This window comes from Pseudodesulfovibrio indicus (genome assembly GCF_001563225.1).
Taxonomy (GTDB): Bacteria; Desulfobacterota; Desulfovibrionia; order Desulfovibrionales; family Desulfovibrionaceae; genus Pseudodesulfovibrio; species Pseudodesulfovibrio indicus.
Genome location: NZ_CP014206.1, coordinates 1,209,837 through 1,226,265, shown reverse-complemented (window position 1 = coordinate 1,226,265; position 16,429 = coordinate 1,209,837). Strand labels below are relative to the sequence as shown.

Here is a 16,429-nt window from a genome sequence, read left to right as displayed (position 1 = left end):
GGCTATTCGCCCCTTACGTAGAGATAGAGTTCCTTGGGCGACACGCCGCTCGTCTCCGCGAGCTCCTTGAAGGTGCTCCCGGCGTCCGCCGTGACGCCCTTGGCCTCCAGGCGGGCCAGGACCTCGGCCATGTCCAGGCCGTAGGTCTTGCACACGGTGGCGATGGTCATCTTGCCGGTCCCTTCGGGCGGCTGCGGGGGCATCATGGAGAACGGGTCCGCGCCCTGTCCGCCCCGGATCACGTCATAGACCTGCTGCGGGCTGACGCCCTTGGAGCGGGCGATGTCCATGACCAGGGTGTTCTCGTTGATGGAGGGATCGTACCCGGCGGCGCGCAGGGCTTCGAGCGCCTTGTTCACGTCCAGGCCGAGGAAGCCGCAGAACTTCTTGAGCGGGCTGGTCTCGGCGTGGCCGTAGGGCGGATTGCCGTAGGTCTCGGTGGCGGCGTCCTTGATGGAGGCGCTGAAATCGAGGATCTGGCGCATGGGCGGCAGCCCGGCCAGGGTTCCGGCGAAGACCACGAAGGTCAGCACGAAGCTGACGATCATGGGCGCGGTCATGACGACCATCTCGCGGGCCCTGTTCTTCATGTAGGCCATGAGCGGCTTCCAGTTGAGCCAGATGTGCAGCAGCAGGGCCACGATGAACAGGACGCCAACGGTGATGTGGGTGTCGCCCCACTGGGATTTGGTCAGGCCGAGCAGATGCCAGTCGGCCCAATAGGCAACGCGCCCCTCCGGTACGATGTACAGGATGACGCTGGTGAAAAGCGTGACGATGAACGAGAGAAACGCGGTCAGGGATGTGATCTTGCGAAACATCGGTGATCCTCCTCACGGATTGTGATGAAGCGAAGCCGCCATTCCCGCTTCGTTGCGTCCGCCGCTTGCTGCGGTTGAATATGCATTTTGCGGGGCAGGCGGCACCACGCCGCCTGTCCCGCAATATCCTGTTTTCCGTGTTAATCGGAAAAATCGTCGCTCGCCGCTAGTTCATCATGGAACCGGGGCCGTATCCCATGCCGGGACCGTAGCCCATGCCGCGGCCCTGGCCGCGCCCCATGCCGAACCCCTGGCCGCCGCCGTAGCCGGGGCAGTCGCCGCGACCGAAGCGCGGACCCTGGCCGAAACCGGCGATGCCGGAAACCTTGACCAGCTCATCGGACATGGTCTGGCGCAGGTCCCACATCTGGGTGCGCAGCTTGGAAATGTCGGAAACCAGGCCGCCGATGGTCTTCTCGTCGGCCTTGCCGCCGTTGACCAGGGCCTGCAGGGTGCTGTGCTTGGTCCACATCTGCTCGCGCAGCTGGTCGAACTGGGGCTCGAACTTGTCGTACACGGCCTGCACTTCGGCCTGCTTCTCCGGGGTCAGCTGGGCATAGCCGTTGCCCTGGCCGTAGCCGGGACCGCCGCAAGCACCGCCGAAACCGCGCCCGTAACCGGGGCCGGCCACGGCGAAAGCGGCCATGCTCATAACCAGGACAGCTGCCAGCGCCGCGATGGAAACGTTCTTCTTCGTCATTTGGGTTGCCTCCTAAAAGGGTTGTCGTTCATGCAATCAGGAAGAAGGGAGTGTGCGTCCTTCTGCCCTTCTAAAGCATACGCCATGCCAAACAGACAACACTTCGTAATAAATGACAATTTACCCAGTTCGCCACATCCCGTCCGCGCGTCGAATGTGCAGTCTTATGCACACATTTTGCACATATTTTGTGCAACGTGCAAGGAAAAACCCTTGACATCCCCCGCTCCGAAAGAAAAAACTCGCTAGCGGTTACGCCAATGGGTTGCGGGAGATTGCACAATGCCAATCTATGAGTTCGGTTGCAAGGATTGCGGGAACGAGTTCGAGGAACTCGTCTTTTCCCGCGACGCCGTCCCTCCCTGCCCCAGGTGCGGGTCGATGCAGACCGAGAAGCTCATGAGTGCGTGCGCCTCCCGGGTCCAGGGAAGCGGCCCCGACCCCGAGGTCCTGAAGAATCTGAGCTGCGGCTCGGGCGGGGGGTGAGGCGTCTGATTTTCCCGCCCCGGTCCGGGGCGGTTCCGCCGACCGCCATGTCCACTTGCCGAATTCCCCATCCCAGCCCCGCCCTGCTCGCGACCGTCCTGCTCGCCTGGGCCCTGACGGCCGTCTTCCCGAACCGGGTTCTGGCCGAACGGTTGATCCTGGCCGCCGACGCCTGGTGTCCGTTCAACTGCGCCCCCGAGGCGGACCTGCCCGGTTTCATGATCGACATAGCCAGCGCCGTGTTCGAGGAAAGCGGCCACACCGTGGAATATGTGGTCATGCCGTGGAAACGGGCCGTGGACGAGGCGCGCAACGGCGGCGTGGACGGGGTCGTCGGCGCGCTCAGGGACGACGCGCCCGGCTTCATCTTTCCGGACAACGAGAGCGGCATGGCCCGGATCGGCTTCTATACCCTGAAGGATTCCGACTGGACCTACTCCGACCGGGATTCGCTCGGGACGCGGATCTTCGGCACGGCACGCGGTTACTCCTACGGCAGGGAAATCGACGCCATGATCGCCGAAAAGGTCCTGAAGGTGGACGAAGTAGGCGGCATCTCCCCGCTGGTCTACAACCTCTGCAAGCTGCGCGAGGGGCGCATCGACGCCGTGGTGGCCGAGCGGTCCGCCCTGGAAAGCGAGACGCTCCGGCTGAATATTACCGACGAGATCCGGTACGCCGGTTCCCCCGAAGAGGGAGAGCCGGTCTACATCGCCTTTGCGCCCGGCAAGCCCCGGTCCGGCGAATACGCGCGGATGCTTTCAAGGGGCATGGACGCGCTCCGCAGGAGCGGCAGGCTCGAGGCCATCCTCAAGCGCTACGGTGTCCGGGACTGGAAATAAACCCGCCTCCGACCCCGTTTCCTTTCGGGGCAAGAAGTGATAGGTGGACCGAACCGGCCCCGACCTCCGACCGAACGAGGAACATCATGCCCAACAGAATGCCCTGGCCCGACTACTTCATGCGCATCGCCCACCTCGTGGCCCAGCGCTCCACCTGCACCCGCAGAGCCGTGGGGGCCATCGCGGTCCGCGACAAGCGCATCCTGGCCACCGGATACAACGGCGTGCCGACCAACATCGCCCACTGCGAAGAGGTCGGCTGCATCCGCGACAAGCTCGGCATTCCCTCAGGAGAGCGCCACGAGCTGTGCCGGGGGCTGCACGCCGAGCAGAACGTCATCATCCAGGCCGCCACCCATGGGCTGGACCTCAAGGGGTGCGACATCTACTGCACCACCAAACCCTGCATCCTGTGCACCAAGATGCTCATCAACTGCAACGTCGAGAACATCTATTTCGCCGAAAACTATCCCGACGCGCTGTCGGAAGAAATGCTCCAGGAAGCCGGGGTCAATTATGTCTTTATGGAAGGCGACTTCAGCTAGCGAGGAATACATGGGGCTGGCCGTGGAGCTGGCCCTGCGGGGTCGTGGCGCCACGGCCCCGAACCCCTGCGTGGGCGCGGTCCTGGTCTCCGGCGACCGGGTGGTCGCCTCGGGCTGGCACACCCGCTACGGCAAGCCCCACGCCGAGCGCGAGTGCCTGGCCGACGCCAGGGCCAAAGGCGTGGACCCGAGCGGCCTGACCATGTTCGTCACCCTGGAGCCGTGCAACCACCACGGCAAGACCCCGCCCTGCACCGAGGCCCTCATCGAGGCCGGCGTGGCCCGGGTGGTGGTCGGCGCCCGCGACCCCAACCCGGTGGCCGCGGGAGGCGTCGAGACCCTGCGCGAACACGGCATCGAAGTGGAGACGGGCGTCCTCGAACAGCGCTGCCGGGACCTGATCGCCGATTTCCTGCTCTGGCAGAACTCCCATTCGCCCTTCAACATCCTCAAAATGGCCGCCACCCTGGACGGCAAGATCGCGTCCTCGGCGCGCAGGCCCGAGCCGGTCTCCTGCCCGGAGTCCTTCGCCCGGGTCCACGACCTGCGCTCAAAGGTCGACGCGGTGGTCGTGGGCGGCAACACCTTCTATGCCGACAACCCCAGCCTGACCTGCCGCAAGCAGGGACTGCCCGACGACTTCGAGCAGCCCCTGGGCGTGATCGTCACTTCGCGGCTGCCCGAGGACCCGGCGCGGTTCACCCTGCTCCGGGAGCGCCCCGAGCGGGCCATCTTCATGACCACCCGCGAGGCCGCGGTCTCGCCCCGGGCCGACGCGCTGCGCAGCCGGGGCACCTCGGTCTGGCCCCTGCCCGGCAATCCCGGAGCGCTGGCCCTGCCCTGCGGGTTCGAGCGGCTGCGCTACGAGCGCGGCTGCCACTACACCCTGTGCGAAGGCGGCGGACGGTTCGCCCTGGCCCTCCTGAACCAGGGGCTGGCCGACGAAGTGGTCCATTTCGCGGCCCCTCGCATACTGGGCGACGCCTCCGCGCCCTCGGCCTACTCCGGGCGCGGCCACATCCCCATGGCCGAGGCCGTGAACCTGCGGCTGGTGGATGTCGAGCTGTCCGGCGACGACGTCATGCTGACCCTGCGCCCCCGATAACCCTCCGCCCCGCGCCGCTCTTGCCTATTGGGCCGGTATTAGCTATTGTTTTTGAATGGGGATTTTCTTTTTCAACTGCCTTTTTTTCCTGTGCAGCCTGTTGATGGCCGCCCCTTGTCTTGCGCACGAAACCGGCCGAATGGAGGACCTCGTCTACCTGACCGAGGACCTGCCGCCGTTGAGCTTCGCCGTGAACGGCGAAGCGACCGGGCTGGCCGTGGACGTGCTCAGGCTCATGTGGCAGCGGATGGGCGAGAAGGCACAGCCCATCAGGATCGTGCCCTGGGTCCGGGCGTACTACACGCTCCGGGAAGAAAAACACGCCGTTATTTTCTCCACCTACCGAACCGCCGAGCGCGAAACGCAATTCAGGTGGGTCGGCCCCATCATCGAGGGCGAACTCGCGGTCTACGCCCTGCGCGCCCGGGCTCTCCGGGCCGAATCCCTCAAAGACCTCGCCACGTACCGGATCGCCGGGTTGCGTGATGCGGCCGCAACCATCAAGCTCGAACGGGCGGGCATTCCGGTGATGATCGCCTCCAAACTCGAAAACGCGCTGAAGATGATGGACTCCGGCCGCATCGAAGCCCTGACCACCGACCGCTTCCGCCTCAGGGCCACCCTCAGGGACATGGGCCGCCCGTTCTCCGACATCACCGAACTCTGGGTCCTGAGCCGGGACTCCCTGTTCTACGCCTTCAACAAAGAGACCTCGCCGGAGCTCATCCGGCGTTTTCAGGAGGCCCTGGACGGGGTCAGAAGAAGCCCGGAATACAAGAATCTGCTCAACTATTATGGAATCTGACGTTTTTAACAGCCGGAAAGCCTCCTGCTAAGGGTCGTCCCATGGTCAGCCACTTCCCCGTTTCCGCCCTCAAGGCGACGCACCGGCACTCGCCCGGGCTCGCCCTGGCCGCGCTGACGCTTTTCGTGCTGCTCCTGGCCCCGTCCGCCCGGCCCGCACTGGCCGAGCCCCTGCCCGGGCTGACCTACCTGACCGAGGAATACTACCCCTTCAACTACACCGAGAACGGCGACCTGAAAGGCGTTTCCTACGAGCTGCTGCGAATGGTATGGGAGGAGCTGGGCATGCCTCCGAAACCCGTGGAAGTCCTGCCCTGGGCCAGGGGGTACGAGCGGGTCCGCTTCGAGAAGGGAACCGTGCTCTTCAGCATGGCCCGCACCCCGGAACGCGAGCGGTTGTTCCACTGGGTCGGGCCGATCATGGCCGTCCGGTTCGTGCTCATCGCCCGCAAGGACCGCGCCATCCGGCTCGACTCCCTGGACGATCTCAGGGGGATGACCGTGGGGACCCTGCGCGGCGACGTCTCCGACACCCTGCTGACAGCCTACCAGACCATCGCCAGCATCCAGCCCGTGGCCGACATGCGCCAGAACATCGACAAGCTGATGAACAACCGGCTGGATATGGTCGCCTACGAGGAACTCTCCTGGGACAAGATCGCGGCCCGCTCCGGGCTGACCGTCGACGACTTCGAGACCGTGTACGTCCTGCGCGAGACCCCGGTCTACTTCGCCTTCAACAAGGACGTCTGCGAAGTGGTCGTCAAGCAATTCCAGGAAGCCCTCGACCGGGCCAGGAAGCGGAGCCGTTTCCGGCAGATCCTGGACGACTACCTGAACTGACCCCTGATTTACACCCGGCCTCCCGGCTGCTACAACGGGCCATCCAATCTCTGAAACGAGGATTCTTCTATGTTCACCGGACTGATCATGGGCATGGGCCGCATCGAGGCGGCCGACACCAGGGGCAATGAGACGCGGTTCCGCATCAAGGCGCTCTTCGACCTGCCAGACATCGAACTCGGCGAGTCCATCGCCGTGAACGGCGTGTGCCTGACCGTGGAAACCTTCGGGGACAACTGGTTCACCTGCTACGCCAGCCGCGAGACCCTGTCCGTGACCAGCCTGGGGGGGCTGCGCGTGGGCGGCAAGGTCAACCTGGAACGGGCCATGGCCATGGGCGACCGCTTCGGCGGACACATCGTGTCCGGCCACGTGGACTGTCTGGCCGAGGTGGCCGAGGTGCGCCCCGCGGGTGAATCCAAGGTCTACCGACTGTCTTTCGACGCGGCGGACGGACGCTACGTCATCCCCAAAGGGTCCGTGGCCCTGGACGGCATCAGCCTGACGGTCAACGCCTGCGCCCCCACCTGGCTGGAGGTGAACATCATCCCCGAGACCCAGAAGGTGACCACCATCTCCGGCTGGACCCCCGGGACCCGGGTGAACATGGAGACCGACATCATCGGCAAGTACGTGGAGCGCATGGTCCAGCCCTGGACCGCGGGCAGCGCGGACGCCAAGTCCGGCTCCGGCATCACCATGGACTACCTGCGCGAACACGGCTTCTAGCCCCCCCAAGCACGACCACTCAGGCGCGCCCGGAAGGACGCGCCTTTATTTTCGCCCGCTTGACGAAATCTCCCCGCGCGGATACCGGAATACCATCACCCCTGTCCGCGAGGAGGACCGCATGACCATCATCAATCTCATCATCCTGATCGCCGTCATCGTCGGCATGTGGAAAGTGTTCGACAAGGCCGGCGAATACGGCTGGGCCTCGCTGATCCCGTTCTACAACCTGTGGGTGCTCAACCGCATCGGCGGCAAGGAGTGGTACTGGTTCATCGGGTACTTCATCCCGCTGGTCAACCTGATCCTCTTTGCCCTGCTTTCCCTGGCCATAGCCCGCCGCTTCGGCCAGCCCGGCATCTTCGCCGTGGGCCTGTATTTCCTGCCCTTTTTTTTCTATCCCATCCTGGGATTCGGCGGCAGCCGTTTCCAGCCCTACGCCGCATAGCGGTTGGTGGGGGTGCCCTTAGGGGCGAAGGGAAGGAGAGGGAGGAGCGCGGAAGAGTCGTCCGCGCGTCCGCGTCTGGAGTTTTGCCTGTCGCGAGAGACCGTTTTGCGCTCTTACAGCGCCTTACTTTTTGGCTTGCGCCCCAAAAAGTAAGCAAAAAGTGCGCTTGCGGTGCGGGGGCGCGAAAACAGTGGCCAAGAGCCTGTAAGCGCCTTTCGCTGCCCTGACGGCATGTCTGCCGGGGCAGACTCAGTCGGGCTCCGCTTCGGCGCTTGAGACAGGCTCTAGGCCCCGGTTTCCGAATGACCGCTCTTCGGGCCGGGATTGTCCGAGCTTGGGAGGGATGGTGGAAGAGGCGGGGCGCGGGGAGGCTGCGGATTTTGGCGTGTGGAGTGTGCGGAATCCTTTTCCTAGTGCATGGGAAGAGGGAGGAGCGCGGTAATGATGTCCGCGCGTCCGCGTCTGGGGTTTTATCTGTTGCGGGAGACCGTTTTGCGCTCTTACAGCGCCTTACTTTTTGGCTGGCGCCCCAAAAAGTAAGCAAAAAGTGCGCTGCGGTGCGGCTGCGCGGAAACAGTGGCCAAGAGCCTGTAAGCGCCTTTCGCTGCCCTGACGGCATGTCTGCCGAGGCAGACTCAGTCGGGCTCCGCTTCGGCGCTTGAGACAGGCTCTAGGCCCCGGTTTCCGAATGACCGCTCTCCGGGCCGGAACTGTCCGAGCGTGGGAGGGATGGCGGAAGAGGCGGTTTGCGGGGAGGCCGAGGATTTGGCGGGAGAGTGTACGGATTTTTTTATGGATGAGAGGAAGAGGGAGAAGCGCGGTGGTGGCTCCCGCGCGTCCGCGTCTGATGTACCCCTGTCGCGAGAAGTCGTTTTGCGCTCTTACAGCGCCTTACTTTTTGGCTGGCGCCCCAAAAAGTAAGCAAAAAGTGCGCTTGCGGTGCGGCGGCGCGGAAACAGTGCCCAAGAGCCTGTAAGCGCCTTTCGCTGCCCTGACGGCATTGTCTGCCGAGGCAGACTCAGTCGGGCTGCGCTTCGGCGCTTGAAACAGGCTCTAGGCCCCGGTTTCCGAACGACCGCTCTTCGGGCCGGGACTGTCCGAGCGTGGGAGGGCGTGTGGAAGAGGCGGAGCGCAGGGAGGTTGTGGGTTTGGCGGGAGTGAGTGCGGATTCCTTTTTATGGATGAGAGGAAGAGGGAGAAGCGCGGTAATGACGTCCGCGCGTCCGCGTCTGGGGTTTTTCCTGTTGAGATAGACCGTTTTGCGCTCTTACAGCGCCTTACTTTTTGGCTTGCGCCCCAAAAAGTAAGCAAAAAGTGCGCTTGCTGTGCGGCGGCGCGAAAACAGTGGCCAAGAGCCTGTAAGCGCCTTTCGCTGCCCTGACGGCATGTCTGCCGAGGCAGACTCAGTCGGGCTTCGCTTCGGCGCTTGAAACAGGCTCTAGGCCCCGGTTTCCGAATGACCGCTCTCCGGGCCGGGATTGTCCGAGCGTGAAGGGGCGTGCGGAAGAGGTGGAGTGCGGGAGGCCGAGAATTTGGCGGGAGAGTGTACGGATTTCTTTTTGTGGATGAGAGGAAGAGGGAGTAGCGCGGTAATGATCTCCGCGCATGAGAGGGACGGCAAAAGAGGTGGAACACGCCCTGGCCGATTCAACTCCAAACCATCCCCTCTCGCGCCTTTGAGGCGCAGCCTCAAAAAGCCGTCACCCCCAAACCTCCGCCCTTAGCACCCCTGGAGCGCCTTGGGGCGCAGCCCCAACAGCGGCTCTCATCACCCAACCCCCGCCCAACGGCCCTCCCATGGAACACCTTTGAGGCGCAGCCTCAAACAGTGGCTCTCCTACCCCGAAGTCCCGTTCGAAGGCCCCTCTTCATTCGCCCTTCGTACCGTCAGGCAGCACGCAGCGAGCCCTGTTCTGGACGCCTAGAAGCCGACCGCGAAGGGGCGGCGGCTCCGCTTTCGTGGCCCGGAGGTCCCACATAAAAGGGGCGTTCCCGTGGAGACTCGCACTTTACTTTTGATCGGATGGAGCCGCCCCGAGCGGATCGGATTCTCAGCGGCCAAACTCGGGCGGAGGGCTACCCCCCCGGCGTTTCTTTGGTTCTTTCTTTTTCGCCCGGAAAAGAAAGAACCCCGCCGGGAGGGCTCCAAAAAAACTTGGAGGAGCGACAGCGACGGCTCTTTCTTCCTCTTCTCTTCTCCCAAAAAACAAATAAACCCCATTACTCCCCCTAAACAAATCCCCCCAAACACCGATACATCAAAAGGACACGCCGGGTCCCTCCCGGCCACCCCACCGACGATCATCAGGGCCACCCGCCCCACCAACCCCGCACGGATGCGGGAGGGAGACACCAATATGGCCATGGACGGCGATATTCTGTTTTCCATCGTCACCCCTTCGACCGGCAATCGGCCGAACGCGCTCCGCAACGCGGTGGACTCCGTCGAGCGCGCGGCCCGTTTCGCCGGGCTGGAGAGGCGACAGGTGGAAATTCTCATCGGTTTCGACGGGACCAGGGGGTGCGCACCCGAATGCGCCTACCCGGTCCGGACCTTCAGCCTGCCCCGCGACCACAACCGGGGCAACGGCGTCCGCGACACGCTCCTCAAACTCGCGGGCGGCGATAAAATCGTCTTCCTGGACGACGACAACGTGCTCAAGCCCAACGCCCTGGACCTGTACCGCCGTCACTTCGACGCCGAAATGGTCATCGGGCGCATCGACACCCAGCTGACCCTGGGCCAGCCCCTGCTGCCGGAGTTCGAGCGCACCCCGCTCTTCCGGCCGGACAACCTGGACCTGCTCTGCCTGTGCCTGTCGCGAAGCCTGGTCATGGACCGCTGCGGCGGCTGGCGTCACCACGGAGAACCGGGTTCCGCATTCCTGAACATGCGGGACTGGCACCGCAGCGCACGCAGCGTGACGCTCCTGGAAGAGGTGGTCGGCATCCACGACGCGGGCAGGAGCCTGGACTCCTCGGCCCTGTCCTCGCGCCAACGGGCGTTCCTGGACGGCCTGATAGCACGGCGCGGCGCGCCTCTTGCGCCTCCCGCCGTACTCGGCGCTCGGACCGGCCCGGTCCTGGCCTGATCCGCCCGAGCGGGCGCGGGACACCCCGAGCGATGGGGGTCCCGCGCCCACTTTTCTTTTTTCCCGATCCGCGTACAATACGCCAGCTCCACCAGATCAAAGGGGAAGTCGTCCATGACCCAGACCACCAAAGGAACTCTCCGCCGCCAGGCATGGCGGGCGTTCCTGATCCAGTCCGGCCTGTCCGTGGCCGTGATCGTCCTCGCCCCCCCCCCCCCGCCGCGCTGGCCTGTCCGTGGCCGTGATCGTCCTCGCCCTGCTCCCCGCCGCGCTGTTCGACGACCGCACCCTAACCGTGATCGCCCTGCTCGGGGCCTCCCTGGTGGTGCTGGCCATCTCCGTGGCGGCGGCCAGCCGGCTCATGCGGCTGCTGGAAACGGCCAACGACAAGATAGCCACCCTGACCACCCACGACGACCTGACCGGCCTGCCCAACCGCCGCTGGTTCTTCGACCGGCTGGACGAAGAAGTGGACCGCGCCCGGCGCTACGGCAACGAGCTGTCCCTGATCATGGTGGACATCGACCACTTCCGACAGGTCAACGACACCTTCGGCCATCCCCTGGGCGACCTGGCCCTGGCCGAGGTGGCCCGGCTGCTGTCGGCCAACATCCGGACCTCGGACATCGTGGCCCGCTACGGCGGCGAGGAGTTCGTGATCATCATCCCGGAATCCGGCGCCGAAAAAACGGTCCAGGCCGCGGAGAAGCTGCGCATGGTGGTGGAGGTCAACGACATCAGCCTGGAGGGGCCGGAGGTCAAGGTGACCGTGTCCTGCGGCGTGGCCGACCTGAAGTCCGTGGTCCCGGGCAAGGGTGGGCTGCGCGACGCCTTGGTGCTGGCCGCGGACCACGCCCTGCACCGGGCCAAGGAAAACGGCCGCAATCAGACCCTGATGCACGTGGCCGAACACGAACGCCAGCTGCCCCTGGTCTGATCCCGGTTGCCATCCTTTGATGGATGCTTATTCTTTGGGCACGGCGGGGACGACGCCGGGCCGCCCCCCTGCATGTCATTACACAACTATCTGATTTAAATACGCTTTCGACGGGGAATTTTCCCCTTTCCCAGCGAGGCCATTTGCGCTAAGTACATTGGTTCCCCGCCGAATGGCGTCGGAAGCGGGTTTTCCCGCGTTTTTCGGGTACAACATCATCGAGGAAGACAGCATGTCCCTTTGCAAGATCGAAGAAGCCATTGAGGATATCCGCCAGGGCAAAATGGTCATCATGGTGGATGACGAGGACCGCGAGAACGAAGGCGATCTGGTCTGCGCCGCCGAGGCGGTCACGCCGGAACTGATCAACTTCATGGCCACCCACGGCCGCGGGCTCATCTGCCTGCCCATGTCCAACGAGATGGCGGACGCGCTCGGCCTGGAGCTGATGGCCAAGAAGAACGAGTCGGGCTTCGGCACCAATTTCACGGTTTCCATCGAAGCGCGCGAGGGCGTGACCACCGGCATCTCCGCCAAGGACCGGGCGACCACCGTGCTGGCCGCCGTGGCCGACGGGGCCGGGCCGGAAGCGATCGTCACTCCGGGCCACATCTTCCCCCTGCGTGCCAAGGACGGCGGCGTGCTGGTGCGCGCCGGCCAGACCGAGGGCGGCAGCGACATCGCCCGCCTGGCCGGGTTCAAGCCCGCCGCGGTGATCTGCGAGATCATGAACGAGGACGGCTCCATGGCCCGCATGCCCGACCTCGAAAAATACGCCAAGAAGCACGGGCTGAAGATCTGCTCCGTGGCCGACCTCATCGCCTACCGCATGAAGTTCGACGGCAAGTCCGTGACCAAGGTGGCCGAGGCGCACCTGCCCACCCGCTGGGGCAACTTCGAGTCCGCCGCCTTCCACTCCGAGGCCGACGGCAAAACGCACATCGCCCTGTACATGGGCGACATCCATCCCGACGAGCCGACCCTGGTCCGGGTCCATTCCGAGTGCCTGACCGGCGACGTGTTCGGCTCCCTGCGCTGCGACTGCGGCCCCCAGCTGGCCGACGCCATGTGCATGATCCGCAACGAGGGCAAGGGCGTGCTGGTCTACATGCGCCAGGAAGGCCGGGGCATCGGCCTGGGCAACAAGATCAAGGCCTACCACCTGCAGGACCAGGGGCTCGACACCGTCGAGGCCAACGTCAAGCTCGGCTTCCCGCCGGACCTGCGCGAATACGGCACCGGGGCCCAGATCCTGGTGGCGCTCGGCGTGACCAAGATGCGGCTCATGACCAACAATCCCAAGAAGATGGTCGGCCTGGAGGGCTACGGACTGGAGGTCGTGGAGCGCGTGCCCATCGAGGTCGGTTCCTGCGAGCTGAACGAGCGCTACCTCAAGACCAAGCGCGACAAGATGCACCACCTGCTCAAGGTGGACGGGAAGTAGCCCGCGCGCGAGTTGACTTTTCTTGAACTCGTAACATATTACACCGCTATATATTTCATACAGTAGGGAGAACAACATGTCCGTGAAGACCATCGAAGGGCAACTGGACGCCAAGGGACTGAAATTCGCCATCGTGGCCGCCCGGTTCAACGACTTCATCGTCGATCGCCTCATCTCCGGGGCCGTGGACTACCTGGTGCGCCACGGCGCTTCCAAGGACGACCTGACCCTGGTCCGCCTACCCGGCGCCTTCGAGCTGCCCATCGCCGCCCAGAAGCTGGCCCGGTCCGGCTCCTACCACGGCATTGTCGTGCTCGGCGCGGTCATTCGCGGCGCCACCCCGCACTTCGACTACGTGTGCAACGAGTGCGCCAAGGGCATTGCCCAGGCCTCCATGGAGTCCGGCGTGCCCATGGGCTTCGGCCTGCTCACCTGCGACTCCCTGGACCAGGCCATCGAACGGGCCGGTTCCAAGGCGGGCAACAAGGGCGTGGAAGCCGCGTCCGCCCTGCTTGAGACCGTGCGGGTCCTGGAGCAGCTCTAGGAATGCAGCCGAAAAAGAAGGGCAACAGGCCCGGCATACGCCGGGTGGGACGCACCCTGGCCTTTCAGGTGCTCTACTCGACCCATTTCCTGGACAAGGAAAATCCCATGGACCTTGACACCATGTTCGACATCAACCCCATGGTGATGGAACAGGAGTCCGAGACCGCGCGAACCTTCGCACGCGACCTGGTCATGGGCGTGAACGTCAACCTGCACGACATCGACAAGGCCATCGAGGAACACTCCCAGCACTGGAAGATCGAACGCATCGCCATCGTGGAGCTGTCCATCCTGCGCCTCTCGCTGTACGAGATGCTGTTCACCGACATCCCGGTCAAGGCGGCCATCAACGAGGCCATCGAGCTGTCCAAGACCTTTGGCGACGACAAGTCCCGGTCCTTCGTGAACGGCATCCTGGACGGCGTGGCCAAGACCATAAAATAGAACTGACGGGCCGCGAGCCGGATACGGCTCCCGGCGGGGTTCGGCGCGCCCGGCGATCGGCCCGGACAGACGCCCGCGGACAGGCCGCTCCAGGCCGCCCAGCGGGGCCGAAACGACCCAATAGGAAACATCGACATGGCATTAGGCAAATATTCTCCCGAGGAAATCGAGCTGAAGTGGCAGGATATCTGGAAGGAATCCGGCTGCTTCCAGGTTGAAACCGACCCGTCCAAGCCCAAGTACTACGTCCTGGAGATGTTCCCCTATCCGTCCGGGAAGATCCACATGGGCCACGTGCGCAACTACTCCATCGGCGACGTGGTGGCGCGGTTCAAGACCATGCAGGGCTTCAACGTGCTGCACCCCATGGGCTGGGACGCCTTCGGCCTGCCCGCCGAAAACGCGGCCATCAAGAACGAGACCCATCCGGCGGACTGGACCTACCAGAACATCGCCGAGATGCGCGCCCAGCTCAAGCGGCTGGGCTACTCCTACGACTGGCGGCGCGAGCTGGCCACCTGCCGCCCGGAATACTACAAGTGGGAGCAGAAATTCTTTCTCAAGTTCCTGGAAAAGGGACTGGCCTACCGCAAGGACTCCCCGCAGAACTGGTGCCCCACCTGCAACACCGTGCTCGCCAACGAGCAGGTGGAGGAAGGGCTGTGCTGGCGCTGCGACTCCGAGGTGGAGCAGAAGGACATGGAGCAGTGGTTCCTGCGCATCACCGACTACGCGGACGAGCTGCTGAACGACCTCGAAACCCTTGAGGGCGGCTGGCCCGAGCGCGTGCTGACCATGCAGCGCAACTGGATCGGCAAATCCTACGGCGCGGAACTGACGTTCCAGGTCAAGGATATGGACGAGACCATCGACGTCTTCACCACGAGGCCCGACACCTTGTACGGCGCGACCTTCATGTCCGTGGCCGCCGAGCATCCCATCGTGGAGCGGCTCATTGCCGACGCCCCGAACAAGGCCGAGATCGAAGCCTTCGTGACCAACATCCGGAACATGGACCGCATCAAGCGCGGGGCCGACGACCTGGAGAAGGAAGGCATCTTCACCGGCAAGTACTGCGTCAACCCGGTGACCGGCAAGGACATCCCCATTTTCGTGGCCAACTTCGTGCTCATGGGTTACGGCACCGGCGCGGTCATGGCCGTTCCGGCCCACGACCAGCGCGACTTCGAGTTCGCCACCAAGTACGACCTGCCCAAGCAGGCGGTCATCAACCCGCCCGAGCTGCACGACAAGGGCGAGAAGCTCGACGCCGGCTCCCTGACCGAGGCGTACACCGCCCCCGGCTTCCTGATCCACTCCGGCGAATTCGACGGAATGCCCAACGAGGACGCCAAGAAGGCGATCGTCGAGCACCTGGACAAGTCCGGCAAGGGCAAGATGGCGGTCAACTACCGGCTGCGCGACTGGAACGTGTCCCGCCAGCGGTTCTGGGGCGCGCCCATCCCGGTCATCTACTGCAAGGAGTGCGGCGTGGTCCCGGTCCCCGAGGACCAGCTGCCCGTGCTGCTGCCCGAGGACGCCCAGGTGCGCAAGGACGGCAAGTCCCCGCTGCCGACCATGGAGTCGTTCGTCAACTGCGACTGCCCCAAGTGCGGCAAGCCCGCACGGCGCGAGACCGACACCTTCGACACCTTCTTCGAGTCCTCCTGGTACTACATGCGCTACTGCGACCCGCGCAACGAGGCCGAGCCGCTGGGCGCCGAGCACCTGGACTACTGGATGAACGTGGACCAGTACATCGGCGGCATCGAGCACGCCATCCTGCACCTGCTCTACTCCCGGTTCTTTACCAAGGCCCTGCGCGACTGCGGCTACGTCAAGAACGCCGAGCCGTTCGCCAACCTGCTGACCCAGGGCATGGTCCTCAAGGACGGCGGCAAGATGTCCAAGTCCAAGGGCAACGTGGTCGACCCCAACGCCATGATCAACCGGTACGGCGCGGACGCTACCAGACTGTTCATCCTCTTCGCCTCCCCGCCGGTCAAGGAGCTGGAGTGGTCCGACCAGGGCATCGACGGCGCGTACCGTTTCCTGTCCCGGCTGTGGCGGCTGGTTGAGGAGCTGGAGGACGTGCTCACGCCCCTGACCCCTGCGGCGCACCAGACCCCCGGCAGCGAAGCGGCCAAGTCCCTGCGCTTCAAGGAGCACGACACCATCCGCCGCGCCACCCGCGACATCGAGAACGAATTCCAGTTCAACACGGTCATCGCGGCCATCATGGAGCTGGTCAACGAACTGTACCAGGTCAAGGACGAGCTCAAGGAGACCGAGCCTGCGGCCCTGTCCTCGGCCATCGCCACGGCCGTGACCCTGCTCTCCCCGGTGGCTCCGCACATCTGCGAGGAGTTGTGGGCGGCGCTCGGCCACACGGCCCACCTGACCACCCAGTCCTGGCCCACTTACGACGAGAAGGCACTGGTGCTGGACGAGGTGACCATGGTCGTCCAGGTCAACGGCAAGGTGCGCGGCAAGTTCGAGGCCCCGAACAACGCCCCCCAGGCCGAGGTCGAAAAGCTCGCCCTGGAACTGGAGAACGTCCAGAAGTTCACCGAGGGCAAGACCGTCCGCAAGGTCATCGTCATTCCCAACAAGCTGGTCAACATAGTGGTTGGTTAGGCGGGT

At 64.4% G+C, this 16,429-nt stretch carries 16 protein-coding genes; 14 read left to right on the top strand and 2 right to left on the bottom strand.

The window, feature by feature from the left end; translation table 11 throughout:
* Window positions 1-2 precede the first annotated feature (2 nt).
* Both AWY79_RS05700 and AWY79_RS05695 read right to left on the bottom strand, forming a co-directional pair.
* On the bottom strand, window positions 3-821 hold the full coding sequence (locus AWY79_RS05700; protein WP_066801445.1) for a DUF4405 domain-containing protein: 819 nt from the start codon (window positions 819-821) through the stop codon (window positions 3-5).
* Between the two features lie 166 nt (window positions 822-987).
* The gene (locus AWY79_RS05695) at window positions 988-1,521 is read right to left on the bottom strand and encodes a periplasmic heavy metal sensor (RefSeq protein ID WP_066801442.1); all 534 of its coding nucleotides are present in this window, start codon (window positions 1,519-1,521) and stop codon (window positions 988-990) included.
* A 282-nt stretch (window positions 1,522-1,803) separates the two neighbouring features.
* Between AWY79_RS05695 and AWY79_RS05690 the strand changes: the two genes are divergently transcribed.
* The 14 genes from AWY79_RS05690 (at window position 1,804) to leuS (ending at window position 16,423) form a co-directional block, all read left to right on the top strand.
* Complete coding sequence (locus tag AWY79_RS05690) at window positions 1,804-2,007, top strand: FmdB family zinc ribbon protein (protein ID WP_066801439.1); 204 nt, start codon at window positions 1,804-1,806, stop codon at window positions 2,005-2,007.
* 47 nt (window positions 2,008-2,054) lie between these two features.
* Window positions 2,055-2,849: a substrate-binding periplasmic protein gene (locus AWY79_RS05685; protein ID WP_066801437.1), complete on the top strand. Its 795-nt coding sequence runs from the start codon at window positions 2,055-2,057 to the stop codon at window positions 2,847-2,849.
* Between the two features lie 86 nt (window positions 2,850-2,935).
* Entirely contained in the window at window positions 2,936-3,394 is a 459-nt protein-coding gene (locus AWY79_RS05680) for a deoxycytidylate deaminase (protein ID WP_066801434.1), read from the top strand.
* A complete protein-coding gene (ribD, locus tag AWY79_RS05675) occupies window positions 3,366-4,499 on the top strand; it encodes a bifunctional diaminohydroxyphosphoribosylaminopyrimidine deaminase/5-amino-6-(5-phosphoribosylamino)uracil reductase RibD (RefSeq protein ID WP_233491013.1) in 1,134 nt (377 codons plus the stop codon). The genes AWY79_RS05680 and ribD overlap by 29 nt, the downstream gene beginning before the upstream one ends.
* Before the next feature lie 139 nt (window positions 4,500-4,638).
* The gene (locus AWY79_RS05670) at window positions 4,639-5,304 is read left to right on the top strand and encodes a substrate-binding periplasmic protein (RefSeq protein WP_066801426.1); all 666 of its coding nucleotides are present in this window, start codon (window positions 4,639-4,641) and stop codon (window positions 5,302-5,304) included.
* A gap of 41 nt (window positions 5,305-5,345) precedes the next feature.
* Window positions 5,346-6,146, top strand: a complete 801-nt coding sequence (locus AWY79_RS05665) for a substrate-binding periplasmic protein (protein WP_066801424.1) — start codon at window positions 5,346-5,348, stop codon at window positions 6,144-6,146.
* A gap of 69 nt (window positions 6,147-6,215) precedes the next feature.
* Window positions 6,216-6,875 (top strand): riboflavin synthase, encoded by a 660-nt coding sequence (locus AWY79_RS05660; protein WP_066801421.1) that lies wholly within the window; start codon window positions 6,216-6,218, stop codon window positions 6,873-6,875.
* Window positions 6,876-6,996: 121 nt separating this feature from the next.
* Window positions 6,997-7,323 (top strand): DUF5684 domain-containing protein, encoded by a 327-nt coding sequence (locus AWY79_RS05655; protein WP_066801419.1) that lies wholly within the window; start codon window positions 6,997-6,999, stop codon window positions 7,321-7,323.
* Between the two features lie 2,357 nt (window positions 7,324-9,680).
* Complete coding sequence (locus AWY79_RS05645) at window positions 9,681-10,415, top strand: glycosyltransferase family A protein (RefSeq protein ID WP_066801415.1); 735 nt, start codon at window positions 9,681-9,683, stop codon at window positions 10,413-10,415.
* Between the two features lie 235 nt (window positions 10,416-10,650).
* Window positions 10,651-11,352, top strand: a complete 702-nt coding sequence (locus tag AWY79_RS05640; protein ID WP_066801411.1) for a GGDEF domain-containing protein — start codon at window positions 10,651-10,653, stop codon at window positions 11,350-11,352.
* A gap of 232 nt (window positions 11,353-11,584) precedes the next feature.
* Window positions 11,585-12,796: a bifunctional 3,4-dihydroxy-2-butanone-4-phosphate synthase/GTP cyclohydrolase II gene (locus AWY79_RS05635; protein WP_066807030.1), complete on the top strand. Its 1,212-nt coding sequence runs from the start codon at window positions 11,585-11,587 to the stop codon at window positions 12,794-12,796.
* 76 nt (window positions 12,797-12,872) lie between these two features.
* Window positions 12,873-13,340, top strand: a complete 468-nt coding sequence (gene ribH / locus AWY79_RS05630; RefSeq protein WP_066801409.1) for a 6,7-dimethyl-8-ribityllumazine synthase — start codon at window positions 12,873-12,875, stop codon at window positions 13,338-13,340.
* Window positions 13,341-13,342: 2 nt separating this feature from the next.
* Window positions 13,343-13,786, top strand: a complete 444-nt coding sequence (gene nusB, locus AWY79_RS05625; protein ID WP_066801407.1) for a transcription antitermination factor NusB — start codon at window positions 13,343-13,345, stop codon at window positions 13,784-13,786.
* A 135-nt stretch (window positions 13,787-13,921) separates the two neighbouring features.
* On the top strand, window positions 13,922-16,423 hold the full coding sequence (gene leuS / locus AWY79_RS05620; RefSeq protein WP_066801405.1) for a leucine--tRNA ligase: 2,502 nt from the start codon (window positions 13,922-13,924) through the stop codon (window positions 16,421-16,423).
* Window positions 16,424-16,429: the final 6 nt, after the last annotated feature.